This window comes from Streptomyces decoyicus, from assembly GCF_019880305.1.
Taxonomy (GTDB): Bacteria; Actinomycetota; Actinomycetes; order Streptomycetales; family Streptomycetaceae; genus Streptomyces; species Streptomyces decoyicus.
The window spans coordinates 2,920,435-2,945,894 of sequence record NZ_CP082301.1 but is presented as its reverse complement, the minus strand read 5'-3'; the positions used below and the strand labels follow the sequence as shown (position 1 = coordinate 2,945,894).

Here is a 25,460-nt window from a genome sequence, read left to right as displayed (position 1 = left end):
GCGCCATGCCGGCGGTCGTGGCATCGGCCGGGGCCCGCTGTGAGGCTCGGTGGCCGTGCCGTCGGGGTCACCCCTTCGAGGAGGCGGCCCTTCAAGAAGGCCTTCGCCAAGACGGCCCTTCACGAAGGCGGTCCTTCAAGGAGGCGGGCGGCTCACCCGAGCAGGAGGGCCGTGGTCCGCCGCGGTGACCGGGAAAGCTGCCGGGTCGGACCCGACCGGGCCGGGCCGGACCGGTTCCGTATGGATGCCGGTCCGGTGTGCGGCGTTCCTCTGTGAGGCGTTTCTCAGTCCGCGGCGTTGATCATCGAGGCGGCCGCATACGTGAGGTAGTTCCACAGCTGCGTCGCGTGTGCCTCGGACAGGTCCAGGGAGTCCACCGCGTCCCGCATGTGGCGCAGCCAGGCGTCATGGGCGGCGCGGTCGACGGTGAACGGCGCATGCCGCATCCGCAGCCGGGGGTGTCCGCGCCCGTCGCTGTACGTACGGGGGCCGCCCCAGTACTGCATGAGGAAGAGCGCGAGCCGCTCCTCGGCCGGGCCCAGATCCTCCTCCGGGTACATCGGCCGCAGCAGCGGGTCCTCGGCGACTCCCTGGTAGAAGCGGTGCACCAGGCGCCGGAAGGTCTCCTCGCCACCGACCTGTTCGTAGAAGGTCTGCTCCTCGAGCGTGCCGCGTGGAATCTTGTTCACCCGTCCATGGTGGCAGACGTCCCGGCCGAGGACTTCGGTCGTAGGACGAAGAGACCGGCTACGGGGCGGAAATGGCTCCGGGGCGTGATCGGTTGATCACACCCCGGGGTCGTTCTGCCCGTCGCCGGCGGCGGGTCAGCCGCGGCGGACGGTCAGCGTCGTCCAGGCACCGACATGTACCCGGTCGCCCTCATGGAGCGGCACCGGCACATATGGCTGGATGGGGTCCTCGGCGAGGTTGATCGTCGTGCCGTTGGTGGAGTTCTGGTCCACCACCGCCCAGCTGCCGTCCTGCTGCTGCACCAGCAGTGCGTGCTGGTGCGAGACGCCCGGGTCCTCCGGCGCGCTGCCCAGGTCGATGTCCGGGGCCTCGCCGGTGCTGTTCCGGCGGCGGCCGACGGCGATCTGGCCGTTGGCGAGCGGGAGCACCTGCTCGGGGGAGTACGAGGGCAGGTTGAGCCCCGCCGCCTCCGGGCCGCTGCGGCCCATCATCGCCATGAAGTACTCGCGGTCCGGAGCGATCGCCACCACCCAGCCGGTGCCGACGACCGGCGGCGGACCCTGCGGCGGCGCCGCGGGACCCTGGCCGGGGCCGCCGTTCCACTGCTGGTCCGGTCCGGGCTGCTGCTGCGGCGGCATCTGCTGCTGCTCGTACGGGCCGGGCTGCTGCTCGTACGGAGCTTGCGGCTGCTGCTCGTACGGCTGCTGCTGCTCGAACGGGGCCTGCTGCTGTTCGTACGGTCCCGGCTGCTGTTGCGGCGGGAACGGTGCGGGCTGCTGCTGCTCGTACGGGGCCTGCGGGCCCGGTCCGGGCGGCGCGGGTGCCATCGGCGGGGGGCCGGCCTGGGCGCTCGGCGGGTTCAGCGTCCAGTCGTCGCCGCCCTGCTGCTGCGGCGGCGGGCCGGGCTGACCGGCCGGGCCGGGACCGGGCATGCCGGGGGGCGGGCCGGGCTGGCCGGGGAAGCCGCCGGGGCCGGGGCCGCCGGGGGGCATGCCCTGCTGTTGCTGCGGGGGGTGGGGCTGCTGCGGGGGCGGGAAGCCGTAACCGTCCTGGCCGCCCTGCGGGCCGGGAGCGGGCGGCGGGAAGCCGTAACCGCCCTGGCCACCCTGCTGGCCGGGCTGCTGGCCGGGCGGCGGGGCGTAGGACGTCGGGGAGTTGGTGAGGAAGTTGTAGCGGCACCCCTCACAGAACGGGGCCATCGCCTCACGCGGCGTACCGCACTGCGGGCACGCCTCGGGGCGCCCGGACTGATCGGGGCCGGGGCCGGGGGCCGGCGGCGGGAAGCCGTAACCGCCCTGGCCGCCCTGGGGGCCGGGGCCACCGTGCATGCCGGGGCCGCCGGGACCGGGGCCGGGGGCGGGCGGCGGGAAGCCATAGCCGCCCTGGCCGCCCTGGGGGCCGGGGCCGCCCTGCGGTCCGGGGCCACCCTGTGTGCCGGGGCCGCCGGGACCGGGCGCGGGCGGCGGGAAGCCATAGCCGCCCTGGTCAGGAGCGCCGGGGCCGCCGGGGCCGGGGCCGCCGAAGCCGGGTTCACCGGGCGGCGGGCCGGGCTGTCCCGGCGGCGGGCCGGGCTGGCCGGTCGGCTGGCTGGGCGGTGCGTTCAGGAATCCCGCAGGCAGGGAGGGCGGCGGGGGGACAGCGCCCGCCATCCGCTGGCCGCACACCTCGCACCAGTCTTCGGCCACCGACTGGTGGCCGCTCGGGCAGGTCGGCATGTCGGTTCTTCCCCCTCCGTACCGATTCGTTTCGGTGGTACTGCTCGGTACTGATCGTGGCTATTTCTTCACGCGAATGGTCTTCGTCGAGCGCGTCTCGAGGGTCATCTCGTCCGCTTCGGCGACCTTCGCCTTCAGTCGCACAGTACCGGTCGCCGCATCGACGACGTCCACCACCTTCGCAAGGAGTTTCACAGTCGCCTCGTTCCCCGAGGCGCGGGCCAGTTGTACCGCGCGGCCCAGTTTTGCCGTGGCGCCGTCGGTATCACCCGACTTGCGGGCATCGAGCCCCTGTTGGATGACATGGGCCAGTTCGGCCTGGCCTGTGTAGTGCGCCACCTGCGGATTGATCGAGGTGGAGGCGACCGCATCGTCCGTCCACACGGCCCGTACGAGCCCCTGCGACAGGGGCTGCGGCGGGGTGGCGGACGCGGGGCCGTCCGGCGCGGAAATGATCAACGAGACGCGTCCGGCGAGCATTTCCTGGCCGACGGCGGCGGCCGGGACCCGTAGGCAGAGGTGGTAGTCGCGGGACTCGTCGCCCCAGGAACCGGTCGGATAGTCCCCCGACCGCGGACCGGACTCCCTGCGTCGGCCGGTCAAGTCCTCCACCGTGGGCGCCACTTGTTTGACGAAGACGGCCTCGGCGCCCAGCGGGGTCCACAGCCGCAGCACGACATCGGCGACCTCCTTGCCCATCGCCTTCTCCGTCATCCGCGTGAAGTCGGCGGTCAGGCCGGCCGGGTCGGCGACGATATCGGCGGTGCCCAGGAGCGCCGAGGCGATGGCGGTGACCTCCTTGACCTCCCAGTCCGTGCCCACGCCACGCGCGTCGCAGGTGAAGGAGCCGAAACAGGCGTCCAGGGCGGCGCGCAGCTCCTGCGGCGACTCGTGTTCATTGCGGCCGTCGGTGAGCAGAAGGGCGTGCCGGATGCCTGCCCCGGCGGACGACAGCAGCCGTGCGGTCAGCCGCAGCCAGGTCCCGATGGCCGTACCGCCGCCCGCGCTCAGCTTCCGCAGTGCCTCTCTGGCCTCCGCACGGGTGGTGGCACCGGCCACGGCCAGTCGGCCGCCGCCGGGGTAGATCTCGGTGGCCCGGTGGGTTCCGGCCACCACCGCGAAGCCGACGCCGTCGCGCACGGTGTCGATGGCGGCGGCCGTCGCCTCACGGGCGCCGCGCATCTTGGCCGGCGGATAGTCCATCGACCCGGAGCAGTCCACCATGATCACCACACCCGCGTCCGGCCCGCCGGCACCTCCTGCGGATACCGGCCGGCCCCCGGTCGTGCCGCCCCCGGTCGCGGTGACCGTGACGATGGCGTGCACCTCGCGCCCGCCGTCCGGGAGGTAGGGGTTCTGGTACACCTCGGCGGAGAAACGCGGCACATGGGACTTGGTGAAGTTGGCCATCCGTTCCGCTCCTTGAGACGCCGTGACCGGTCGATCGGTGCCCGTGATGCGTCGTACGGGGTGCGTCGTACGTGGTGCGTGGTGCGCGCCGTGCAGAACGGGTGGTGCGTGGCGCGCCGTACGTGGCGTACGGCGCGCCGCACCACAGAAGCGATGCGTGGTGCTGTGCCCCCGGTCTCCCGGTCCCCTGCCCTCCCCGGCGTCCGACTCGGTCGGTTTTGAGCTGGTCAGGCCGATTCTGCCCGCCCCGCCGGTGCGGGGAACGGCACCAGCGCCACCGTTACGTTGTCGTGCCCGCCGCCGTCGAGCGCGTGGGTGACCAGCGTGCGGGCGCTGTCCAGGGGCCGGCTGGGGGCGTCGTGCGGCAGTACGGCGGCCATCTGCTCCGCGCTCTCGGCGTAGTTCCACAGCCCGTCGGTGCACACCACCACCACACCGGGCCCATCCGGCTTGAAAGTGGCGGTATGTGGCTCGACCTCGTAGGCGTCCGCGCCGAGCCAGCCCGTGATGGCGTGCGCCCGTTCGTCGGCGTTCGCCTCGGCCTCGGACATCAGGTTGTTGGCGACCATCTGGGCGGCCCAGGAGTCGTCCTCGGTGAGCCGGGCGGGCGGCGCCGCACGGTCGTTGGGGATCCAGTAGGCGCGGCTGTCGCCGACCCAGCCGACGGTCAGCAGCCCGCCGCCGACCACCGCACCGACGAAGGTGCAGGCCGGGGCGTTCTGCTGACGGTGCTCGTCATGCGCCGAGGCGGGGTCGGCGGCCAGCGCGTCGACCGCGGAGGAGGCCGCCAGGATGGCCTCGTGCATGGCCTGTTGGGGATGGGTGCCGCGCGGCAGCGACGCCCCGAGTGCCTCGCCGGCGGCCTCGGACGCCGCCGTGGACGCCTCGTCCGGACGGGTCGCCGAGGAGACACCGTCGCAGACCACCGCGACCACGGCGGGGGTGCCGTCGGGGAGGGCGGCGGCGCGGAGTGCGAAGAAGTCCTCGTTGCGGTGGTGCCGGTGGCCCCGGTCGCTGACCGCGGCGATACCCGCCAACTCACGCTCCATGTGGTCGCGTGCGCGGGGCTGGGCGTGGCCGCAGTGCGCGCAGTAGCCGTCCGGTCCCACGGCGCCTGACCGGCAGGCGGCGCAGAGGGGGGTGCCCTGGGCGGGGGTGGCGGACGGGGCCCCGGCCGCGACGGGCGCACCGGGGTCCGTGCCGGGCGTAGCGGATGCCGTGCCCGGGGCGGTGGGCGCCGCGCCGGGCACGGGTGCACCGGACTCGGCGCCCGCGCCCGCTCCCGCAGCCGCCTCCGCGGCCGCGTCGGCGACCGCCTCGTATCCGGCGACGCGCGGATCGGCCACGGGCGCATGGCCGGGAACCGTGGGCGCATGGCCGGGCATCGGCGGCGCGTGGTCCGGCATCGGGGGCGTGCCCGGGTCCCCGTACGGGAGACGGGCCTGCGGGTCCGGCGGGGGCGGCGGGCCGGCCGGAGCGGTCCGGGCGGCCGCGGCGGACGGTGCGGGCGCCGGCGGCGGGCCGGGCGGCCCCGGCGGACCGGGGGGCGCCGGTGGCGCGGCCGGCAGGGGCGGCACGGCGGGGGCGCCGGGCGCGGGCGCGCCGTACGCCGGCGGCACGGCGGGAGTCAGAAGATCGGCGCCGCACCGCCCGCAGAAGTTGTCCCCCGCATCCAGCGGTTCGTCACAGCCCGGACACCGGGACGGCCCAGTCACACCCATGTCACACCCACGTCCTGGGGCGGAAGCGGTTGGCCCGTTCCACCAGTTCGATCCTTTTCTCACCACGCTGCGCCAGCCGCGCGAGCATGCGGTACGACCCCTCCAGGCCGAACCGCAGACCGCGCTCGTCCAGCGGGCTGCCGAGCAGCAACGGCCGCTCGCCCACGGCCGCCGAGCCGTCCGGCCCGGCACCGTGGCTACCGGAGAGTACCCAGTCCAGGGCACTGCCCAGTACCTCGGTGGTGAGTTGTTCCCGTCGCTCGGCGTCCAGACCGAAGTCCGCGAGCGCCTCGACCTGTTCGGCGGCCGCCCGCAGATCCGCCGACAGCGGATCACGGGGCGGGCGCTCCCGCAGCCGGGCGCGGACCGCCGCGATCCGCGCCGCGATGTAGTGGATGGACGACTCCGGTACGGACTCCAGCGCCTCGACCGCGCCCGTACGGTCGCCCGCCGCCAGCCGCACCCGGGCCAGCCCGAACGCGGCGCTGACATAGCTGCGGTCGGTCGCCCACACCAGGCGGTAGTACTCCACGGCGTTGTCCAGCTGGCCCAGCAGCTCCGCGCAGATCCCCAGCGCCAGCTTCGGGGCCGGCTCACCGGGGAAAGCGTCGTAGACCGCGTCGAAGGCCAGCGCGGCGCTCTCGCGGTCACCGGTCGTCAGCGCGACCAGGCCGCGGTGCCACACCACCCGCCAGTCCGCGCCCCAGGTGAGGGGCTCCGTACCGCCCCGCTGCGCGGCGGCCCACTGCTCCGCGGGCTCCGCCGCGATCGCCTCCAGCACCCGCTGCGCCGCCGCGCCGTCCCCCGTCTCCAGGCGGGCGCGCAGTTCACGCAGCCGGAGTTCCAGGGAGTCGGCGGGCGCGGAGCGCAGCGCGTCCAGCAGCTCGGCGGGCGGGGCGGCCAGCAGCCCGGCGAGCAGCCCGGCGTTGGGGTCGCCCGGATGCACCCGCGGCACCGGCAGGGCCAGGGCCGCGCCGGCGATGTCCAGGGGGCGCAGCGCGGGGCCGCCGGGCGTCGGTTGCGCCCCGCGCGCCGGCGCCGCCCCGCGCGCGCCCAGCAGCGAACTGTCGCCCTCCGCCGCGGCCATCAGCTCCGTGTCGACCACCCGGAGTTCGGGCCCGAACAGCGAGGACAGCGCGGGCCGCGGCTCGCCCGACTGGAGCGCCACCACCTCCCGCAGCACGCCCGTCAGCTGCTCGGCCATCTCCTCCGCGGAGGCGAACCGGCGGGCCCGGTCCGGGTCCGTGGCGCGCACCAGCAGCCGGTAGAAGGACTCGTAGGTGCGGAACACCTCGATGTTGTCCGGATCCGGCAGGGAGTCCGCGAAGACGTTCGTATAGCCCTGGAAGTCGAAGGTGAGGACGGCGAGGGTGCGCGCGACGGTGTAGAGGTCGGAGGAGACCGACGGGCCCAGTGCGGCGATCTCCGGGGCCTGATAGCCGATCGTGCCGTAGATGGGGCTCTCGTGGTCGTCCATCCTGCGCACCGCGCCCATGTCGATCAGCTTGAGCTGGTCGTGCTGCTGGATGGCGTTGTCGACCTTGAAGTCGCAGTAGAGATAGCCGCGGCTGTGCAGATGGCCGAGCGCCTCCAGCGCCTCGATGCCGTACGCACAGGCCACTTCGACCGGCAGCGGATCGCGCCTGCCCTGGGGCGTGCGCCGGTCGTTGGCGAGGTCCTTGAGCGACATGCCGCCGACGTACTCCATGACGATGTAGCCGTCGAGGCTGCCCGTCGTCCGGTCGAGATGCTCCACGAAGTTGTAGATCCGCACGATGTTGGAGTGCTCGATCTCGGCGAGGAAGCGCCGCTCGGACATCGCCACCGCCAGCGCTTCCTCATCGCCGGTGTCCAGCAGCCCCTTGAGCACCACCCACCGGTCGGAGACCGCATGGTCCGTCGCCAGATAGATCCAGCCGAGCCCGCCGTGCGCCAGATAGCCCACGACCTCGTACTGGCCGTGCACCATGTCGCCGGGCCGCAGCTTGGGCACGAAGCTGTACGGATGGCCGCACTTGGTGCAGAACCCTTCCGTACGGCCCGACCGCTCACCGCGCCCCCGGCCCACCGCAGCCCCGCAGTCCGCCCGGCTGCAGAACCGCTTGCGCTCCGGGACCTCGGCATGCGCCAGCACCGCCGTACGCGGATCGGGCCGCGGCACCTCCGGCACCGCCACCAGGCCGACGCCCAGCCGCCCGCGCGCCGCCCCGGAGGACGAACCGCTGCCCGAACTGTGCACCGACACCGCCGAGACGCCGCGGGTCGGGCCACCGCCCGACACCGCACGCGACAGCCGCCCGGACACCGAGCGCCGGGACGCCGACGGGCGGGACGGTGCGCTGCGGCCGGAACCGGGCCCGGGGGAGGGGACCGTCAGCAGCGCCCCCGCCGCCTCACGGCCGGTCGTGCCGCCCGCGAGCGCCCGGCCCGTCAGGCCCGTGGCCGGCGAGGACAGCAGACCGCCCGACGAGACCACCGGCGCCAGACCGCACACGTCGCAGTACAGCTCACCACCGCCGACATCCTCGTAACTGCCCGCGCAGTCCCGCCGCTGGCAGCGCTCGTCGGCCCGCTCCGTCACGACTCCCCTCTCCCCTCCAGCTGCTGCGGGGCCAACGCCTCCGCCGCCGCCTGCTGATAGCGCCACACCGCCTGCCCGGCCGCCCGCAGATCACACGGCGCGCTCCACAGCATCCGGCGCGCCACGTCATAGCGCTCCGTCAGCATCGGATCCTGCGCCATGCCGTGGCGCCCCACCTTCGCCTTGTACGCGTCCAGCCGGCCGCGCAGCTCGGCCCGCACCGCCAGCGGCGCGGTCACCGCCGTCAACGACTCACGGGCGCGGTGGAGTTCGTCCTCCGCCCGCTCCTCGAGGCTGTCCAGCAGCGGCGAAAGCCGGTGCCACTGCGCCCGCCTGCGGTAGTCGGCGGCCGCCGCCAGCTGTTCGTGCAGCGCCGTCGACGGGCCGCTGACCGCAGGCACCTCCGACGCGGCGATCTTCGCCAGCACCTCACCGCGGGCCTGCCGCGCCTCGGTCAGCGTGCGGTCCGCCCGCGACAGCACGTCCCGCAGCTGCATCAGCCGCCGCTCCGCGTCCTGCCGCACGTCCAGCACCGCCGCCACCTCACGCCGGATGTCCTCCAGCGCACGGGCCGCACGGTCATAGCGCGCGGTGTCCGCACGGCCCCCGCCCGGCGCCGAACTCCCCGTCGACGTCGACACCCAGAACGCCAGCGGATCCGCTATCACCTGGGCACGCAGCCGCACCAGCTCGTCCGTGATCCGCTCCAGGTCATCGCCCGCCGGATGCTCACCGGGCCGCACCCCCACCGAATGCGCCAGCGAACGGGTGCGCTGCAACTCGGCCGAGAGCAGGTCTATACGGGCCGGCAGCGCCAGCCAGACCGCATCGGCGGCCACGATGACGTCCAGCGACCGCGCGTACAGCCCGTTCATCCGCTCGACGAGCTCCTCCAGGCTGAAGCGTTCGCTCAGCCGGGCCGGACCGCTCTCCGCGCCGCCGCCGGCCGCTGCCGCGCCCGGCACCGTCACCCCGTCGCCGTGCAGCAGCTCCGTCAGCTCCGCCAGGTCCTCCGGGGACGGCCGGCGGCGGCGCGCCCGCAGCTCACGCGCCTCCTCCAGCGCCGCCGTATACGCATCGAACAGCGACCACAGGACCGTGATGGACCGCTCCGCGGCGGCCCAGCGCTCCTTGGTGGTGCCGGCCAGATCGGCGCCCTCCAGCAGCCGGCGACCCGCGTGGTCCTGCAACGCGAGCAGCGACGTCTCGATCGCCTCGTACTCGGCGCCGAGCCGCGCCAGGGCACGGTCCACCTCCTCCCGGTCCAGCACCGGGGCATCGGGCCTCCCCGGAGAACCGGGAAAGGGTCCAGGGACCCCCATCGATCACCTCTCCAATACGCGTACGGTGCACGGCGTTTGCCACGGCCGGACGGCCGCTGCGGTCTGCTCCTCCCACGTCCAGTTCCATAGTGACGGCTTCCGGCCCTCCAGGGGCGGACAGTGGCGGTACTCCGCTCCTTGGAGCGATCAGTCGCTGTACTCCGGCGACGGCGGCCCCGATATGCCCGGCAGATCGGCTTTCAGCCATGTGCGGTACGCCTTCATCCAGTGGCTGTCGGCACCGCCGCCCCGGTAGTCGTCCAGGACCTTGTTCACCCGCCGCACCAGATCCGTGTCGTCCTTGTTCATCGCCACGCCGTACGACTCGTCCGTGAACGGCTCGCCCTTCAGCTCCACGGCCGGGTCCTGCGCCGCCTGCGCCGCCGCCAGCGCACTGTCCGTGACCACCGCGTCCGCCTGGCCCAGCTGGAGCCGCACCAGACAGTCGAGTTGGCTGGGCACCGTCAGCACCTTCGCGCCGTGCCGCTGCGCCGTCAGCTCGGTCTCGCCCGTCGAACCCGCCGCCGTGCACACCCGCTTGCCCCGCAGCGAATCGTCGAATGCCTTGATCTTGGAGGTGACCGGGGCCAGCACCTGCTGCCCCGCCTGGAAGTACGAGGTCGAGAACGCCACCTGCCGCTTGCGCGCACAGTTGATCGTCATCGTCCGCACCACCATGTCGACCGACCGCTTCCGCAGCGCCGGAATCCGCTGGTTGGTCGGCACCGCCTTGAAGACCACCTTGGGGTGCGGCCCCAGGATGTCCTCGGCGATCGCCCGCGCCAGATCGATGTCGAAGCCCTGGAGCGTGCCGGTCGCCGGATTGCGGTACCCCCACTGGTAGGTGTTCTGGTCGACCCCGACGACCAGCTGGCCCTTCTCCTTGATCCGCGTCACGGCCGCACCGTCGTCCGGCGACGGCCGCAGGCTCTCCGCGGCGTTGTGCGCCGTGCACGGCGCGACGGCCGGAGCGGCCGGCGCCGCCCCCGGGCCGTACGCACGGTGCGTCGCCGTGGGCGAGACGACCCCGCCGTGACCGCGGCCGGCCCGCTCGGCGTCGCCGCCCAGCGCCGGCACCAGCACGGCGGCGGCCGCCGCCATCACACACACCCCGGCCGCGGCCGGCGCCAGGACGGCACGCAGATTCACCAGGCCTCGCGCGCGCACCCGCATGCCCCTCTCACCAGGCCTCCTCACCGGTACTCCGCCAGCCTGCGGCCGATCCCCAGCACCGCGCCCAGCGCCGCCAGCCCCGCCAGCACCCCGGCTCCCACCGGCAGCCCGCCCAGCGCCCCGCGCCCGGAGTCCGCCGTCGACCGGAACTCCTCCTGCTCATGCACCAGCGCCTGCTGGAGCCCGGCGGCCACCCGGTCGAAGGACTCCCCGGTCGACCCGCCCGCGCCGATCACCTTGGCCAGCGCCTGCTCGTAATCGCCCTTGTCGTCCGCCGCCCGCGCCTCGCCGTGCCGCACCTGCCACTGCCGCACCTGCGTCAGCGCCGCACGCACCGGACGCCGTCCCGCCTCGTCGTCGGCCAGGGACAGCGCCGCCCCCAGCCTGCTCTTCGCCGCCGCCGCACCGTGCTCGCCCCCGCCCGCCAGATCCGCCATCCCGGAACGGAAACCGGCCTCGTAGAAATCCTCCTGGCCCTCGGTCAGGACCGCACCGCGCGCCACCAGCGTCAGATTCTCGTCCCCGCGCGCCTGCAGCGCATCGATCCGTGCCTCGTTGAGCACCCGCAGCGACCGGGCGCCGTGCTCATACGAACCGGTCAGCGCCGCACGCGCCACCGTATGCCCCGCCACCAGCCACACCAACACCACGACGGACGCGGCCGTCGCCGCCAGCAGGCCCCGGTTGAAGACCCGGTTCGTGCGCCGGTAGTGCCGCCGCTGCGCCCACCCCAGCGCACCGATCGCCACCACTCCCGCCGCCAGCGCGAACCACGGCCGCGCCTTCGCCGCGCCGTAGTCCGCCGCCAGCCGGTCCGTCTCCGCGTCGTACAACGCCCGTGCGGCCGGGAGGAGTTCCTTGCGCATCTGCTCATTGGCGTACCGCAGATACGCACCGCCCAGCGGCAGCCCCTGCCGGTTGTTGGCCCGCGCCGTCTCCACCAGCCCCGTATAGCGCGGCAGCCGGCTGTTGAGCTTCGCGATCTGCGCGCGCGCACCGTCCGAACCCCCGCTGTTGGCAGCGGCCTTGACCAGCAGCGCGGACGCCGTGGAGATGTCGGTGGCGTACCGCTCACGCGTCGCCACGCTCTCCTCGTCACCGGCCAGAAAGCCCGCCGCGGCGGTCGTGTCGGCGTCCGCCAGCGACCGGTAGATGCTCGCCGCGTCCGCGGTCAGCGGCTGGCTGTGCTTCACCACGTCGTCCGCCGCCGCCGACCGGTCCGAGACCTGCCAGGCCGTGACCGCGCCGAACACCACCACCAGCACGGCCAGTAAGGCACCGATCACCCGCAGCCTGCCGGGCTCGGTCGTCGCCGCGGCGCGCAGCTCGTCCAGCCCCTCGGCCCAGGCCGTCCTGCGTCCCGTGACGGGCGGTGACGCATGGGTGGCCGACACGCTGGTGGTCGACACGGAACCTCCCCCTGGGCGCTGACTTCGGGACCGGCCCCCGCGCACAGCGCCCGGGAGCGCTCACGAGAAGGACTGGTGCATGGGCAGCAGTATGTCCGTAGCCACTGACACACACACCGCGATTGCCCCGATCTTGTTCGGATCGCGATCCACGCCGGGGCCCGCCGTCACCCCCTAGGGGGCGTCTCCCCCTAGAGTGGACAGCAGAGTCGTCAGACATCAGGCGATGCCGGAGCCCGGACACCGCGCCGCCGGACACCGCGCCGAAGAGGGGGAGTGATCTCGTGCAGTCGGTCCGCAGGGGCAGGGTGTCGCTCGTGGAGACCGCGACCGACGAGATCCGCACGCAGATCGTGAACGGCACCTGGCCGGTGGGCAGCCGTATCCCGCCCGAGAGCGCGCTCTCCGAAACCCTCGGGGTCAGCCGCGCCTCGGTCCGCGAAGCCGTACGGTCCCTGGTGCACTCCGGCCTCCTGGAGCCCCGGCAGGGCGACGGCACGTTCGTGATCTCCGACGACGACAGCGCGGTCGCCCTCCGCCGCCGCCTCGAACGCGCCGAGCTCAGCCATGTCACCCAGGTCCGCCAGGGCCTCGACGTGGTCGCCGCCCGCCAGGCCGCCAAGCACCGGACGGACGCCCAACTCGCCGGTATCGAAGCCGCGCTGGCCCGCCGCAGGACCGCCCTCGCCACCCACGACAGCGAGGCGTTCACCGCCGCCGACGCCGAGTTCCACGTCCTGGTAGCCGAGGCGAGCGACAACCCCGTCCTGGCCGACATCTACCGCTCCCTGAGCGCCGCACTGCGCGAGGAACTCCGCCGCGCCGCCTGCCTGGACACCGCCACCGCGGCCCCCGCCGATCCGCACTCCCGCCTCGCCGACGCCATCCGCGCCCAGGACCCCCAGGCCGCCGTGGACGCCGCGGTCCTCCTCCTCGCCGGACACGTACGGGACCTCGCGCTGCCGCTGGACGACTGATTGCCGGGGAGCCCAACGCCCGCCCCGCCCTACCCCCAAGCCCCCCGCAGCCGCCCGTAGGCCCCCGCCTCCGCCCCCGCGCGGTCCAGGGTGTCGAGGGCCGCGCCCAGTACCGGCGGGGCGGTGACCACATGGGGAACCGCCTTGGGGACGCGTTCCGAGAGGAGCCGGGTGATCTGTTCGTGGAGAAGGGGGTGGCGGGCCGCCAGGACGCCGCCGCCCAGGACCACCGGGGTCGGTTCGCCGAGGAGGCCGAGGCGTTCCAGGGCGATGGCGGCCAGCAGGGCGATCTCCTCCGCCTGGCGGACCACGATGCCGCGGGCGACCGGGTCGCCGGTAGCCGCGACGGCGAAGAGAAGCGGGGTCAGTTCATGGCGGCGGTGGTCGGGGAGGGTCCGCAGATGAAGGGCCTCGATCAGCTCCAGCATGGTGGTCAGGCCGAAGTGGGCGGGCAGGGCGCGGGCCAGCCCGGTCGGTTCGCCGCGGCTGTCCTCGGCGCGGGCCGCGCACCACAGTGCCTCGTCGGCGAGGTGTGAACCGCCGCCCCAGTCGCCGGAGATACGGCCGATGGACGGGAAGCGCGCGACGGCCCCCTGGTGACCGAGCCCTGCGCAGTTGATGCCCGCCCCGCACACCACGGCGACGCCCACCGGCTCCCCGTCGTCCGGCAGCCCGGCCCGCAGCAGCGCGAAGGTGTCATTGCGGACGCTCACCGTGCGCGCCCACCCCCGGCCCGCGACCTCCGCGGTCAGGTCCGCCTCCTCGACGGGGAGGTCGGCGTTGGCGAGGAAGGCGGAGAGGTGCTCGACGGGGCCGGTCAGCCCGGCCTGGTCCAGGACCGACCGCACCAGCGGCGCCAGGACGTCGACCGCCCGGCCGACGCCCACCACCGGCGGCCGGAAACCACCGCCGCGGGCCGTCCCGAGCAGTCCGCCGTCCGCGGTCACCAGCGCCACGTCGGTCTTGCTGTTGCCCGCGTCGATGGCGAGCGCCGTGCCGGTCAGGCCCACGTGAGGTGCTCCCGGTTGTGCGCGATCAGTTCGTCGGTGAGCCGGTCCGCGTAGTCGGTCTGGCCGATGAGGGGGTGGGCGAGGAGGGCGGAGAAGACGGCGTTGCGCGCGCCGGCCCGGTCGGCCTTGTGGCCGTCCCTGCCCCACAGCGCGGCCTCCAGGGCGAGGTGCTCGTAGGCGGTGACGTTCGCGACCAGTCCGGCGTACAGCGGTTCCAGGGGGCGTACGGGAAGGGGGGTGGCGCCCGTGGAGTCCACGGTCGCGGGCACCTCGATCACCGCGTCGTCGGGCAGGAACGGCAGGGTGCCGCGGTTGAGGGCGTTGACGATCTGGGTGTCTCCGGTGTGGCGCAGGAGGGAGGAGGTGAGCGCCACCGCGGCCTCCGAATAGAAGGCGCCGCCGCGCCGGGACAGCAGCTCCGGCTTCTCGTCGAGTGCCGGGTCGCCGTACATCCCCAGGAGCTGTTGCTCGATGGCGGCGACCTCCGCGGCGCGGGAGGGCTTGCTGCGCAACTCCCGTACGACCGCGTCGTGCTGGTAGTAGTAGCGCAGGTAGTAGGAGGGGACGACGCCGAGGCGGTCGAGGAGCGGGCGCGGCATGCGCAGGTCGTCGGCGAGGGCGTCGCCGTGTGCCGCCAGCAGCTCGGGGAGGACGTCCTCGCCCGCGACGCGTACCGCCCGCTCCCAGGTGAGGTGGTTGAGACCGACGTGTTCCAGCTCGACCTGGCCGGGGGAGACGCCCAGCAGCGCGGCGAATTTCCGCTGGAAGCCGATGGCGACATTGCACAGCCCGACGGCCTTGTGGCCGTGGGTGAGCAGGGCCCGGGTGACGATGCCGACGGGGTTGGTGAAGTCGACGATCCAGGCGCCGGGGTTGCGGCGGCGTACGCGTTCGGCGATGTCGAGGACGACGGGGACGGTGCGCAGCGCCTTGGCGAGGCCGCCGGCGCCGGTGGTCTCCTGGCCGACGCAGCCGCACTCCAGCGGCCAGGTCTCGTCCTGGTTGCGGGCGGCCTGGCCGCCGATGCGCAGTTGCAGCAGCACGGCGTCCGCGCCGTCGACCCCGGCGTCCAGGTCGCCGGTCCAGGAGATCCGGCCCGGGTGCCCCTGCTTGGCGAAGATGCGCCGGGCCAGGCCGCCCACCAGCCCCAGCCGGTCGGCGGCCGGGTCGATGAGGACGAGTTCCTCCAGCGGCAGGACGTCACGCAGCCGCGCGAAACCGTCGATGAGTTCGGGGGTGTAGGTGGAGCCGCCGCCGACGACGGCGAGTTTGAGGCGGGTGCGGGGGGTGCGTCCCTCGGGAGACGGCATACAGGATCAGCCCTTCACTCCGGTGAGCGTGACGCCTTCGACGAAGGCCTTCTGTGCGAAGAAGAAAACGAGCATGACCGGCGCCATGACCAGCAGCGTCGCGGCCATGGTGAGGTTCCAGTTGACGTTGTGGGCGCTCTTGAAGGACTCCAGCCCGTAGGAGAGCGTCCAGGAGGCCGGGTTCTGTGCGGCGTAGACCTGCGGGCCGAAGTAGTCGTTCCAGCAGGAGAAGAACTGGAAGAGGGCGATGGCGGCGATACCGGGCTTGGCCATCGGCACGATGATCTGCAACAGGGTGCGCAGCTCCCCGCAGCCGTCGACCTTCGCCGATTCGATGTACTCCTGCGGGATGGTCAGCAGGAACTGCCGCAGCAGAAAGATCGAGTACGCGTCGCCGAACGCCATCGGGATGATCAGCGGCCACAGCGAGCCCGCCAGATGCAGCTGCTGAGCCCAGACCAGGTACATCGGGATCACGATGACCTGCGGCGGCAGCATCATCGTGGAGATGACCAGCAGGAGCGCGGTGCGCCGGCCGCGGAAGCGGAACTTGGCGAGCGCATAGGCGACGGGGACGGCCGAGCAGACGGTGAACAGGGTGCCCAGTCCCGCGTACAGCAGGGAGTTCTTCCACCAGTCCAGGAATCCGGGGGTCCGGAAGACGGTGACGTAGTTCGACCAGTGCCACTCATGGGGCCACAACTCGCCGCTCATCGCCTGGTCGTCGCTCATCACGGAGGTGAGGAAGACGAACACGAACGGCAGCACGAAGAAGAGCGCGGCGGCGACGGCGACGGTGTGGACGGCGATCCAGTGCAGCAGCCGGGTGCGGCGGGCACGGGCGCGGGCGGCCGGGTCCCCGGTGGTGCCGCTGCGGGACGGGGCGCGGCGCGTGGTGAGGGTCGTGGTGGTCATCTCGGATCAGTCCTCCGCCGGGATCAGGCCGGCGCGCTTGCGCAGCAGCAGGGTGGTGACGGCCATGGCGATGACGAACAGCACGAGGGAGAGCACACACGCCGCGCCGGTGTTGAAGTTCTGGAAGCCCAGGGAGTAGACGAGCTGCGGGACGGTGAGGGTGGAGTGGTCCGGGTAGCCGGGCTGGATGACCGTGCCGGGGCCGATGGAGACGCCGGAGGCGAGCTTTCCGGCGACCAGCGCCTGGGTGTAGTACTGCATGGTCTGGACGACGCCGGTGACCACCGCGAACATCACGATCGGGGTGAGGAACGGCCAGGTGACGTAGCGGAACTTCCCCCAGGCGCCGGCCCCGTCCAGCTCGGCGGCCTCGTACTGCTCCCTGGGGACGTCCAGCAGCGCCGCCATGAAGATCACCATCAGGTCGCCGATGCCCCACAGGGACAGCATCACCAGTGACGGTTTGGCCCACCCGGGGTCGTTGAACCAGGAGGGCGCGGGGAGGCCGACCGCCCCGAGGATGTCGTTGACGGGCCCGGTGCCGGGGTTGAGCAGGAAGACGAACGCCACGGTGGCCGCCACCGGAGGCGCCAGATACGGCAGATAGAAGGCCGTACGGAAGAGGCCGGGCCCCGACTTTATTTTCGTGACGAGGATGCCGATGCCCAGTCCGAAGAGCACCCGCAGCGCGACCATCACCACGACCAGCCACAGGGTGTTCCACAGCGCGGGCCCGAACAGCGGCATCTGCGTCAGCACGTATTTCCAGTTCCGCAGCCCCACGAATTCCGGGGGCTCGATCTGGTTGTAGTGCACGAACGAGAAGTAGACGGTGGCGATCAGCGGATAGCCGAAGAAGACCGAGAATCCGACGAGCCAGGGGGAGAGAAAACCGAGGGTACGCAGCCGCTCGCGGGTGCGCTTTCGTCGTAGGGCGTCAGGCACGAGGCCGGTGGATGCCATGGCGGTTCTCCGTCAGTTCTCGGACTGAAGGGTGTCGGAGTCGATCTGGGCGTCGAGTCCGCGCAGGCCCGCGTCGAGATCGCGGACCTGTCCGGCCTCGACGCGGTAGGAGAAGTCCTGGAGCGCGGTGACGTACTGCCCGCCGTTGACGGACGGCGGCAGTGCCACGCTGTGCGGATTCTGCGCGATATCGAGGAAGGTGCGGAACGTCGGATCGGTGTCCAGCCGGGGCGATTTCAGTGCCGCATGCGTCGACGGCACGTTATGGATGGCATTGGCGAACCGGACCACCTGTTCGGTGTCCACGGTCAGGAATCTCACCAGCTCCCACGCCGCGTTCTGGTGCCGGCTGCTGTGCGCGATACCGGCGACGGTCCCGGTGAGGTAGCCCCGGCCGTAGGTGTCCGCCTGGTCGTCCGGCACCGGCATCGGCGCCGTGCCCCAGGCGAAGCGGGCGTTTGCCCGGCGGAGCATCAGCCCGCGCCACTCGCCGTCCATGTGCATGGCCAGCTTCTGCGTCAGAAAGGCGTTCTGTGCGGACATCTCGTCGCCGAAGGTGGTCCGGAATTTCTCCAGCGGCCGGTAGCCGCCCTGGGCGCCCATCAACTCGCGTGCGGTGGCGAAGAATTCCTTGCTCGCCGGATCATCGGCGAGCCGGGACTTCCCGTTCGCGTCGAAGTACGTCGGCCCCCACTGGGCGAACATCCGGTCCGGGCTGTTCTGGTAGAGCCGGAAGTCGGGCATGAAGCCGACCTGTTGGTACGAGCCGTTCCCGTCCCGCCGGGTGAGTTTGACCGCGTCCCGTTTCAGCTCGGACATGGTGCGCGGGGGCCGGGTGATCCCGGCCTTCTTGAACGCGTCCTTGTTGTAGTACAGCCCGTAGGAATCGGCGAGCAGCGGCAGGGCGCACTGCTCGCCCTGGTAACTCGTGTAATCCAGAAAGGCCTTGGGGAAAACCTTCGCCTTGTCCACCCCGGTCTTCTTCAGGAACGGATCGAGGTCCACCCACATGCCCGACGAGCAGTACTGCCCCACATTGTTGGTGGTGAACGACGACACCACATCGGGTGCGTCGTCCCCGCCGGCCCGCAGCGCCTGGTTCATCGTCTCGTCGGTGACATTGGGCACCACTTCCACCGTGATATTGCGGTGCCGTTTCTCGAAGCGGGCGACGCTGTCGTCGATGGCTTTCCTTTCGCCGGCGGTGGACCAGCCGTGCCAGAACGTGAGCGTGACCGGCTCGGCCGGATCGTCGTGCGCACTGCCGACGCCGGGGTTGGCGCAGCCCGGCACGAGCAGCCCGGCACCGGCCAGCGCCGTCGACAACCAGATACGCAGACGGGGAATCGGCATGGCGGACTTCCTTTACTGCGGAGGGAGTGGGGAAGTGAGGCGGGTGGTGCTCCGTGCGGTGGGGCCGGCCAGGGCTCCGTGCGGCAGGCCCGGCAGCGGCGCGTGCGGCAGGTCCGGCAAGGGCACCTGCCGCCGGCCGGGCGACGGCGCCGTGCCCAGGCGCGTGCCGTTCAGCCGGTGTGGAACACCGCCTCGCGCGCATCCGCGAGCGCCGTCCGCAGTGCGCCGATGAGGATCGCCGGGCCGTCGATATGGCTCAGACGCAGCGTGGGGCGCGGCAGCGCGAGCCCGGTGAACTCCTCCTCGACCAGGGCGCGCAGCGTCTCCCCGCCGGCCTGGGCGACCTCGCCGGAGAGCACCACCAGTCGTGGGTCGACGACCGCGACCACGGCCGCGATCCCGGTCGCCAGCCGCCGCGCGATCTCGGCACGGACCTCGTCGTGCGCCATCGCCTCGGCGACCGTCCGGACCCCGGGAACCCCGTACTCCCGGGCCAGTTCGATCACGCTCGGCGAGCCGACGAGCCGCTGGAAGCCGCCGCCGGCATCCGCCTGTGCGGCGCTGTGGTCGCCGCCGCGGGCCAACGGGGCGCCGGGCAGCGGCATATAGCCGATCTCGCCCGCGCCGCCGGTGGCCCCGCGCAGCAGCTGACCGCCCAGCACGATGGCGGCGCCGACCCCCTCGTCGGCCCACACCAGCACGAAGTCGTCGAAGTCCTGTGCGGCGCCGTCGTGCTGTTCGGCGACCGCCGCCAGATTCACATCGTTCTCGATCGTGATCGGCGTGCCCAGCACCTCGGCCAGCTCGTCCTTCAGCGCCCGCGAGTGCCAGCCCGGCAGATGCGGCGCATAGCGCAGCCGCCCGGTCTGCGGGTCCAGCGCGCCGGGGGTGCCGATCACCGCCCCGTGCAGCTGCTCGCGCCCCAGCCCGGCCCCGGCCAGTGCCCCGTCGACGGCCCTCGCGACCAGCTGCGCGGTCCGGTGGGGCGTGTTCTCGGCAACGTCGCCGGTGTCGACCCGCTCCTCCCCGAGCACCTGTCCGGTGATGTCGGCGACCGCGGCGGTGATCCCCAGTTGGTCGACGGCCAGCGCGGCGATATGCGCCGCCGTCGGGTTGATCTCGTACAACTGCGCACTGGGCCCCGGCCGCCCGGTCACATTCCCGGTGGTCCGCACCAGCCCCGCGGTCTCCAGCCGCGCCAGCAGCTGCGAGGCGGTGGGCTTGGACAGCCCGGTCAGGTCCCCGATTTGCGTACGGGTCAGCGGGCCCTGCGACACCAGCAGATCGAGCGCCGCCCGGTCGTTCATGACCCGCAACACCCGCGGCGTCCCGGGCGTCCCCTGCGCGCTCTGCCCACCGGCCATGACCGTCACCCCGTTCGCCGGCGGCCCGGAACGCCCGCCAGTGTCTGTTAGGAAACCTTCCAATCGATGAACAGGAAGGTAGGTCGCGGGCCGGGGCGGCGTCAATGGGCGGGGCGCGGTGACTTGCCCGCGCGCGGGCGGGCGCGGTGCGAGGCGGAACGGGCGCGGCGGGAGGGGCAGGGGGAGGGGCCGGGAGGGGAGGGGAGGGGAGGGTGCCGGAGAGCGCGAAGAAGGGGCGTACCGGCCCTCAGGCGGTACGCCCCTCCACGATGCGGTCCGGACCCTCAGGCCCGGCTCACCGGCCTACTTCCCCATCTTCGACGGCGACGCGATCGGGCTGGTCGCCATGGACTGCGGGGACAGCGGGTTGTTGAGGGCCGAGGGGGCGGCCATGCCGGCGGCGGGGTCCGCGGCTTCCTCTTCCTCTTCCTCGGGGGCCGGGCGCGGGGCGAGGTGGACACCGGCGGCGTCCAGGGCGTGCTTGATGCGCCAGCGCAGTTCGCGCTCCACGCCCAGGGCCTTGCCGGGCATGGTCTTGGCCGAAACGCTGATGGTGACCGTGTCGAGGTGCACCTCGCTCAGGCCGAGGATCTCCACCGGCTCCCACAGCCGCTCGTTCCAGGGCTCGGCCTTGGACATCTCCTCGCCGGCCCGGGTGATGGTCTCGCGGGCGCGCTCCAGGTCCTGGTCGGCGGCGAGCACGACGTCGACGGCGGCGGTGGACCAGCCCTGGCTCAGGTTGCCGATCCGCTTGACCTCGCCGTTGCGGATGTACCAGATCGCGCCGTTGGGGCCGCGCAGCTTGGTGACGCGCAGGCCGACCTCGATGACCGTACCGGTGGCCACGCCCGCGTCGATCTCGTCGCCGACGCCGTACTGGTCCTCAAGGATCATGAAGACGCCGGAGAGGAAGTCGGTGACGAGGTTGCGGGCGCCGAAACCGATGGCGACACCGGCCACACCGGCGCTGGCCAGCAGCGGTGCCAGATTGATCTTCAGGACGGAGAGCACCGTCAGGGCGGCGGTGCCCATGATCACGAAGGAGGCGACGCTGCGCAGCACCGAGCCGATGGCCTCGGAGCGCTGCCTGCGTCTCTCGGCGTTGACGAGCAGTCCGCCCAGCGCGGTGCCCTGGGCGGCGGCCGCGGTGCGGTTCATCCGCTCGATGAACTTGGTGATGGTGCGGCGGATCACATGCCGCAGCACCACCGCGATCACGATGATCAGCAAGATTTGCAGGCCGGACGTGAGCCACGTCCCCCAGTTCTCCTGCACCCAGCCGGCGGCGTTGGTGGCCTTCTGAGTGGCGTCGTCGAGCGACGTCGGGCCGGATGAGCCGGGCGTGGCGGCGCTCAGGGGCGCGGCGGCGACCGGCGAAGCGGACCAGAACACAGTCGAACCTTCCGTGTGGGACAGCAGACCCGGGTCTCGGTGGGACCGCAGGAACCGGGCAGACCATCCACACTAACGGGGCAACGGGAGCGGTCCGCGCCCTTGTTCGAGTCGGATAGTTGTGCGGGGGCCGGAATGAGCCGAATCCGGATGGACGTGCCGGTGTGTGGTGGAAAACACCTCCGACCCGTTACTCGGTCATGGTGGCGCTCCCCGCGGGCACCGGGGGACACTGTGGGGAGATCGTCCCGGCGCGAGCCACGCGCCGCCGGCGTACAAGGAGGCACCCGTGCCGCATGTCCTGGTCCTCAATGCGTCGTACGAGCCGCTCGGCGTCGTACCGCTCCGCCGTGCGCTCATCCTCGTACTCAATGAGAAGGCTGTGAGCCTTGAGGAGTCCGGCGCCCTGATGCACAGCGCGACCCATGTCATCCCTGCTCCGAGCGTGGTCCGCTTGAAGCGGTTCGTGCGGGTGCCCTTTCGCGGCCCCGTTCCCTTGACCCGCCGGGCGCTGTTCGCCCGTGACGGCGGGCGCTGTATGTACTGCGGTGGCGTCGCAACCAGCGTCGACCACGTCATCCCGCGCAGTCGCGGAGGTCAGCACACCTGGGAAAACGTCGTCGCCGCCTGCCGGCGCTGCAACCACGTCAAGGCCGACCGCCATGTCGCCGAGATCGGCTGGCGGCTGCGGCATCAGCCCGCTCCGCCGTCAGGACTGGCGTGGCGGATCATCGGCACGGGCCATCGGGATCCGCGCTGGCTGCCGTATTTGCAGCCGTACGGCGCGGATGACGCCCTTGCCCGGATCGAGGCCGTATCGGCTTAGGTCCGGGTTTTTCCGTCCCTGACGGTGGTGTCGAACGTCTCGCTCCGGCCGGGGCGGACGCCGCCGGACCCTCGCCCCATGGCCGACCGCCGTGGTGACGAGGGTCTCGCGGCGCCCACGACGGCAGCCCGCACTGCCTTCGTGGTGCGGCTCACCCGCGGTGCGCGTCGGCCGCCTTCATGGCGTACGGCTCACCCGTGGCCCGCGACGGCAGCCCCGCCGCACGCGCCGTTCACCCGTGGCCCGCCATGCAGCCACCGGGCTCGTCGTTCACCGTGGTCCGTGACCGCGTACGCCTCCACCGACCACAGTGAGTAGCCGAAGCGGGTGGCCCGCTTGTCGCCCTGGATGCGGACGAACCGGGCGTCCTTGGCGTCCATCCTGACGGACTCGCGGCCGCCCTTGCCGTCCCGGACCGTGGCCGCCGTGCGCCAGCTGCGGCCGTCCGGCGAGACCTGGATGCGGTAGCGGGCGGCGTAGGCGTCCTGCCAGTTCAGGACGAGCCGGCCCAGGCGGGTGGGATGGGCCAGCGCGAACTGCAGCCAGGCGCCGTCCTCGGCGGTGGAGGACCAGCGGGTCTTGGGGTTGCCGTCGGTGGCCGCCGAGGCCGGGAAGTCGGCGGTCTCGTCCCCGGAGGAGGTGGCGACGGTGCCGTGCGCCAGGTCCTTGCCGCCGGTGCGCGGATACGACCGCACGGTCAGCGTCTGCCGCGCGCCGCCGAATTCCACCGGGATCTCATACGTCCCGGAGGGGGTGCCCTCGGGGACGTCGACCGTGATGCGGACCGTGGCGGTGCCGCCACGCGGTGCGGTGACCTCCTTGGGGGCGTGCACGGTGAAGCCCTTGGGCGCCTTGACCGTGAGCTTCTCGCGGACGTCACCGGGGCGGCGGGAGAAGATCAGCGCGTCCACCGTCGCGTTGCCGCCGGTCTGCGCGTCCGACTCCTTGCGGGACAGTTCGAGCCCGGCCGCCGGGGTGTCGTCGAACCACGGGGTGAAGGCGTGCACGGACGGCACGTCCACCCCCTTCGCCCAGGTCAGCCGTATCGCGTCGGCGCGCAGCCGGGGCGTTTTCGACTCGGTCCAGCCGCTGGCGGAGAGCCGGTCGAGGCGGCGCCAGCCCTCACCCGGGACATGTGCCTCCAGGGAGACGGCGCCCGCGGCCGCGCCCGGATCGGTCAGCGCGGTGACCGCGGCCAGCGGGCGGGGCCGCTCGAAGGGGACGGTCAGGGACGTCGGGCCGGCGTCGTCGTCGGGCCGGGGGGTGTCGTGGCGGGCGCCGGTCCAGGCGTCCGCCTCGGTCATCGCCCGCTCCAGGAACGGTGCCAGCACCCCCTTGCCGACCGTCGCCGGGCTGTGCTCGCACTCCTTGCGCAGCCGCTGCACCGTGCGCTGGGCCGACCAGGCGGCGTCGCCGTCGCCATGGGCCTGCGCCATCAGCGTGTCCACGGCCTGTTCGCCGGCGCTGCCGTAGCGGGCCAGCTGCTCGGCCCACGGACGGATTTCGGCGGCCAGGTCCGAATGCAGGTCCCGGGGCGCGGTGCTCATGGTGTGGAACGCGGCCCGCAGTGCCTTGGCCGCCTTGGCCAGGTCCGGGTCCCGGCCGGGCCGGCCGTGGTTGACCGCCGCCTCACGGGCCTTCCAGAAGCGGTCGATCAGGGGCCGCAGATAGCGCGACTCGGTCCGGTCCAGCAGCGAGGACGAGGCGTTGCCGGCCAGCGCACGCAGCGCCGCACGGGCCCGCGGATCGCCGCCCGCCAGATCGTCGATGGCCGCGTCCCAGGACTGCGCCGGGTGGTAGGCGCGCGGGTTCCACGCATAGTCGGCGGCCGTGAACAGCGGGATACGGGAGGCGAGCGGCTGCTCCATGGCGTTGGCGAGCAGCGCGGTGGAGCCGGTCGCGACGGCCGGCTCACGGCCCTGGTAGGGGCCGAGGAAGATCCGGTCCTGGGCGTAGTCGTTGACCGGATAGTTGTCCATGGTGACGAGCGGGTGGCCGAACGCCTGGCGGGCGGTGGACAGCTCCCCGCCGGTGATGGTCCGTGGGACCACGCCGACGCCGGTCCAGGCCACCTCGACCCGGTCCCCGAGCGCATCGGACAGCGCCCGGCGGTACGCCGTCGAGCCGTCCTGGTAGTACTCGGTCGGCATCAGGGACAGCGGCTCGGCCTGCGGGTACCGCCGCGCCAGATGGTCGGCGAGCGCGTCGGCGACCCGGGCCTGTGCCTGGGCCGCGGCCTGCGGCCCCTTGCCGAAGGTCTCCGCGTCGGTGTCGCAGTGCCATTCGCTGTAGCTGACGTCCTGGAACTGGAGCTGGAAGGAGCGCACGCCCAGCGCCCACATCGCGTCCACCTTGCGCCGCAGCGCCCGCAGGTCCTCCTCGGACGACAGGCACATCGCCTGGCCCGGCGCGAGGGCCCAGCCCAGCGTGACGTGATTGGCCCTGGCCCGCTCGGCCAGCGCCCGGAATTCGGCGCGCCGGTCGGCCGGGTAGGGGTCGCGCCACCGGGCCTGGCGGTACGGGTCGTCGCCGGGCGCATACAGATAGCGGTTCTGCTTGGTGCGGCCCATGAAGTCCAGCTGGGCGAGCCGCTGGGCCTGGCTCCAGGGCTGCCCGAAGAACCCCTCGGTGGTGCCGCGCACCGCCGTGCCGGGCCAGTCCCGTACGGCCACCGAGGCCAGCTCTCGGTGCGCGCCGTCGGTGACCAGCTGCCGCAGTGTCTGCGCGGCGTGGAAGAGGCCGTCGGAGCCGACGCCGTCGAGGGCGACGGTGTCGCGTCCTGCGACCTGGCCCACGGCGAGCCGGTAGCCGCCGGCGGGCAGATCCCCGCGGGCCGGTGCCCGCAGTGCCCGCAGCGCGTCCGCGGCCTGCTTGCCGCCGACCCGGATCACCGGCCCGGCCGCGGGCAGCCGGTCTCCGGGGGCCTTGCGGTGCACCGTGTGCACCCCGGCGTCCCGCAGCAGGCCCCGCAGCACGTCCAGCGCATAGGGATCGGTGTCCGGCGCGGCCACCAGCGTCGCCTCGCGGCCGAGCGGCACGGCGTCGCCGAGCTCCTGCATCGACTGCGGGCGCGGCCAGACGGCGGGCGCCCGCCCGGCGCCGGCCGGCCGTTCCGGCTGGTCGGGGGCGCCGATGGCGAGGTCCGCGGGCGCCGCCTGGGCGCTCGGTACCCCGCCGAGCAGACCTCCGATGACCGCGGCGGCCAGCGCGGTGGTCCCTGCCACCCGCGCACGGGCGCCCGCGCCGTTCCCCCTGCCGTTCCTACCGATACTTCCGACGCTCCATACGCCCCGGCCTCGCACGGCTGCTCCTCGTCCCCGTCCCTCACT

At 73.0% G+C, this 25,460-nt stretch carries 18 protein-coding genes; 2 read left to right on the top strand and 16 right to left on the bottom strand.

Annotation, left to right across the window (positions count from 1 at the left end):
- Nucleotides 1-284 precede the first annotated feature (284 nt).
- The 8 genes from K7C20_RS12950 to K7C20_RS12915 form a co-directional block, all read right to left on the bottom strand.
- Entirely contained in the window at nt 285-689 is a 405-nt protein-coding gene (locus tag K7C20_RS12950; protein ID WP_030082224.1) for a globin, read from the bottom strand.
- Between the two features lie 135 nt (nt 690-824).
- The gene (locus tag K7C20_RS12945; RefSeq protein ID WP_246655298.1) at nt 825-2,405 is read right to left on the bottom strand and encodes an FHA domain-containing protein; all 1,581 of its coding nucleotides are present in this window, start codon (nt 2,403-2,405) and stop codon (nt 825-827) included.
- 60 nt (nt 2,406-2,465) lie between these two features.
- On the bottom strand, nt 2,466-3,815 hold the full coding sequence (locus K7C20_RS12940) for a vWA domain-containing protein (RefSeq protein ID WP_053208800.1): 1,350 nt from the start codon (nt 3,813-3,815) through the stop codon (nt 2,466-2,468).
- A gap of 227 nt (nt 3,816-4,042) precedes the next feature.
- On the bottom strand, nt 4,043-5,536 hold the full coding sequence (locus K7C20_RS12935) for a PP2C family serine/threonine-protein phosphatase (RefSeq protein WP_053208801.1): 1,494 nt from the start codon (nt 5,534-5,536) through the stop codon (nt 4,043-4,045).
- 1 nt (nt 5,537) lies between these two features.
- The gene (locus tag K7C20_RS12930; protein WP_053208802.1) at nt 5,538-8,117 is read right to left on the bottom strand and encodes a serine/threonine-protein kinase; all 2,580 of its coding nucleotides are present in this window, start codon (nt 8,115-8,117) and stop codon (nt 5,538-5,540) included.
- Nucleotides 8,114-9,439 carry a hypothetical protein gene (locus K7C20_RS12925; RefSeq protein WP_078952988.1) on the bottom strand — a complete coding sequence of 442 codons (1,326 nt, stop codon included), beginning with the start codon at nt 9,437-9,439 and terminating at the stop codon, nt 8,114-8,116. The genes K7C20_RS12930 and K7C20_RS12925 overlap by 4 nt, the downstream gene beginning before the upstream one ends.
- Nucleotides 9,440-9,586: 147 nt before the next feature.
- Nucleotides 9,587-10,612, bottom strand: coding sequence for a glutamate ABC transporter substrate-binding protein (locus K7C20_RS12920; protein ID WP_078952990.1), 1,026 nt, complete (start codon nt 10,610-10,612; stop codon nt 9,587-9,589).
- Nucleotides 10,613-10,632: 20 nt separating this feature from the next.
- The gene (locus K7C20_RS12915; RefSeq protein WP_245171002.1) at nt 10,633-12,021 is read right to left on the bottom strand and encodes a hypothetical protein; all 1,389 of its coding nucleotides are present in this window, start codon (nt 12,019-12,021) and stop codon (nt 10,633-10,635) included.
- Between the two features lie 317 nt (nt 12,022-12,338).
- On the opposite strand from K7C20_RS12915, the gene K7C20_RS12910 reads away from it, so the two are divergent.
- Nucleotides 12,339-12,998: a FadR/GntR family transcriptional regulator gene (locus K7C20_RS12910; RefSeq protein WP_246655297.1), complete on the top strand. Its 660-nt coding sequence runs from the start codon at nt 12,339-12,341 to the stop codon at nt 12,996-12,998.
- 29 nt (nt 12,999-13,027) lie between these two features.
- On the opposite strand, the gene K7C20_RS12905 is transcribed toward K7C20_RS12910, so the two are convergent.
- From K7C20_RS12905 to K7C20_RS12875, 7 genes are all read right to left on the bottom strand, one after another.
- Entirely contained in the window at nt 13,028-14,008 is a 981-nt protein-coding gene (locus tag K7C20_RS12905) for an N-acetylglucosamine kinase (protein WP_053208903.1), read from the bottom strand.
- Nucleotides 13,999-15,318 carry a 6-phospho-beta-glucosidase gene (locus tag K7C20_RS12900; RefSeq protein ID WP_030082179.1) on the bottom strand — a complete coding sequence of 440 codons (1,320 nt, stop codon included), beginning with the start codon at nt 15,316-15,318 and terminating at the stop codon, nt 13,999-14,001. The genes K7C20_RS12905 and K7C20_RS12900 overlap by 10 nt, the downstream gene beginning before the upstream one ends.
- 6 nt (nt 15,319-15,324) lie before the next feature.
- Nucleotides 15,325-16,233, bottom strand: coding sequence for a carbohydrate ABC transporter permease (locus K7C20_RS12895; RefSeq protein WP_030082177.1), 909 nt, complete (start codon nt 16,231-16,233; stop codon nt 15,325-15,327).
- A 6-nt stretch (nt 16,234-16,239) separates the two neighbouring features.
- On the bottom strand, nt 16,240-17,196 hold the full coding sequence (locus tag K7C20_RS12890) for a carbohydrate ABC transporter permease (protein WP_030082175.1): 957 nt from the start codon (nt 17,194-17,196) through the stop codon (nt 16,240-16,242).
- Nucleotides 17,197-17,208: 12 nt separating this feature from the next.
- Nucleotides 17,209-18,549, bottom strand: coding sequence for an ABC transporter substrate-binding protein (locus K7C20_RS12885; RefSeq protein WP_030082173.1), 1,341 nt, complete (start codon nt 18,547-18,549; stop codon nt 17,209-17,211).
- 170 nt (nt 18,550-18,719) lie between these two features.
- On the bottom strand, nt 18,720-19,913 hold the full coding sequence (locus tag K7C20_RS12880) for an ROK family transcriptional regulator (RefSeq protein WP_409351305.1): 1,194 nt from the start codon (nt 19,911-19,913) through the stop codon (nt 18,720-18,722).
- A gap of 303 nt (nt 19,914-20,216) precedes the next feature.
- Nucleotides 20,217-21,305 carry a mechanosensitive ion channel family protein gene (locus K7C20_RS12875; protein ID WP_030082172.1) on the bottom strand — a complete coding sequence of 363 codons (1,089 nt, stop codon included), beginning with the start codon at nt 21,303-21,305 and terminating at the stop codon, nt 20,217-20,219.
- Nucleotides 21,306-21,594: 289 nt separating this feature from the next.
- Here K7C20_RS12875 and K7C20_RS12870 point away from each other — a divergent pair, with 289 nt between their 5' ends.
- Complete coding sequence (locus K7C20_RS12870; RefSeq protein WP_030984321.1) at nt 21,595-22,131, top strand: HNH endonuclease; 537 nt, start codon at nt 21,595-21,597, stop codon at nt 22,129-22,131.
- A gap of 191 nt (nt 22,132-22,322) precedes the next feature.
- Here K7C20_RS12870 and K7C20_RS12865 read toward each other — a convergent pair whose 3' ends face one another.
- Nucleotides 22,323-25,355: a beta-N-acetylglucosaminidase domain-containing protein gene (locus tag K7C20_RS12865; protein ID WP_078952974.1), complete on the bottom strand. Its 3,033-nt coding sequence runs from the start codon at nt 25,353-25,355 to the stop codon at nt 22,323-22,325.
- Between the last annotated feature and the right edge of the window lie 105 nt (nt 25,356-25,460).

Coding starts and splice junctions, on each gene's coding strand:
- K7C20_RS12945 (WP_246655298.1), bottom strand. CDS start 2,405: ATGCCGACCTGCCCGAGCGGCCACCAGTCGGTGGCCGAAGACTGGTGC.
- K7C20_RS12940 (WP_053208800.1), bottom strand. CDS start 3,815: ATGGCCAACTTCACCAAGTCCCATGTGCCGCGTTTCTCCGCCGAGGTG.
- K7C20_RS12935 (WP_053208801.1), bottom strand. CDS start 5,536: ATGGGTGTGACTGGGCCGTCCCGGTGTCCGGGCTGTGACGAACCGCTG.
- K7C20_RS12925 (WP_078952988.1), bottom strand. CDS start 9,439: ATGGGGGTCCCTGGACCCTTTCCCGGTTCTCCGGGGAGGCCCGATGCC.
- K7C20_RS12920 (WP_078952990.1), bottom strand. CDS start 10,612: ATGCGGGTGCGCGCGCGAGGCCTGGTGAATCTGCGTGCCGTCCTGGCG.
- K7C20_RS12900 (WP_030082179.1), bottom strand. CDS start 15,318: ATGCCGTCTCCCGAGGGACGCACCCCCCGCACCCGCCTCAAACTCGCC.
- K7C20_RS12895 (WP_030082177.1), bottom strand. CDS start 16,233: ATGACCACCACGACCCTCACCACGCGCCGCGCCCCGTCCCGCAGCGGC.
- K7C20_RS12890 (WP_030082175.1), bottom strand. CDS start 17,196: ATGGCATCCACCGGCCTCGTGCCTGACGCCCTACGACGAAAGCGCACC.
- K7C20_RS12885 (WP_030082173.1), bottom strand. CDS start 18,549: ATGCCGATTCCCCGTCTGCGTATCTGGTTGTCGACGGCGCTGGCCGGT.
- K7C20_RS12880 (WP_409351305.1), bottom strand. CDS start 19,913: ATGGCCGGTGGGCAGAGCGCGCAGGGGACGCCCGGGACGCCGCGGGTG.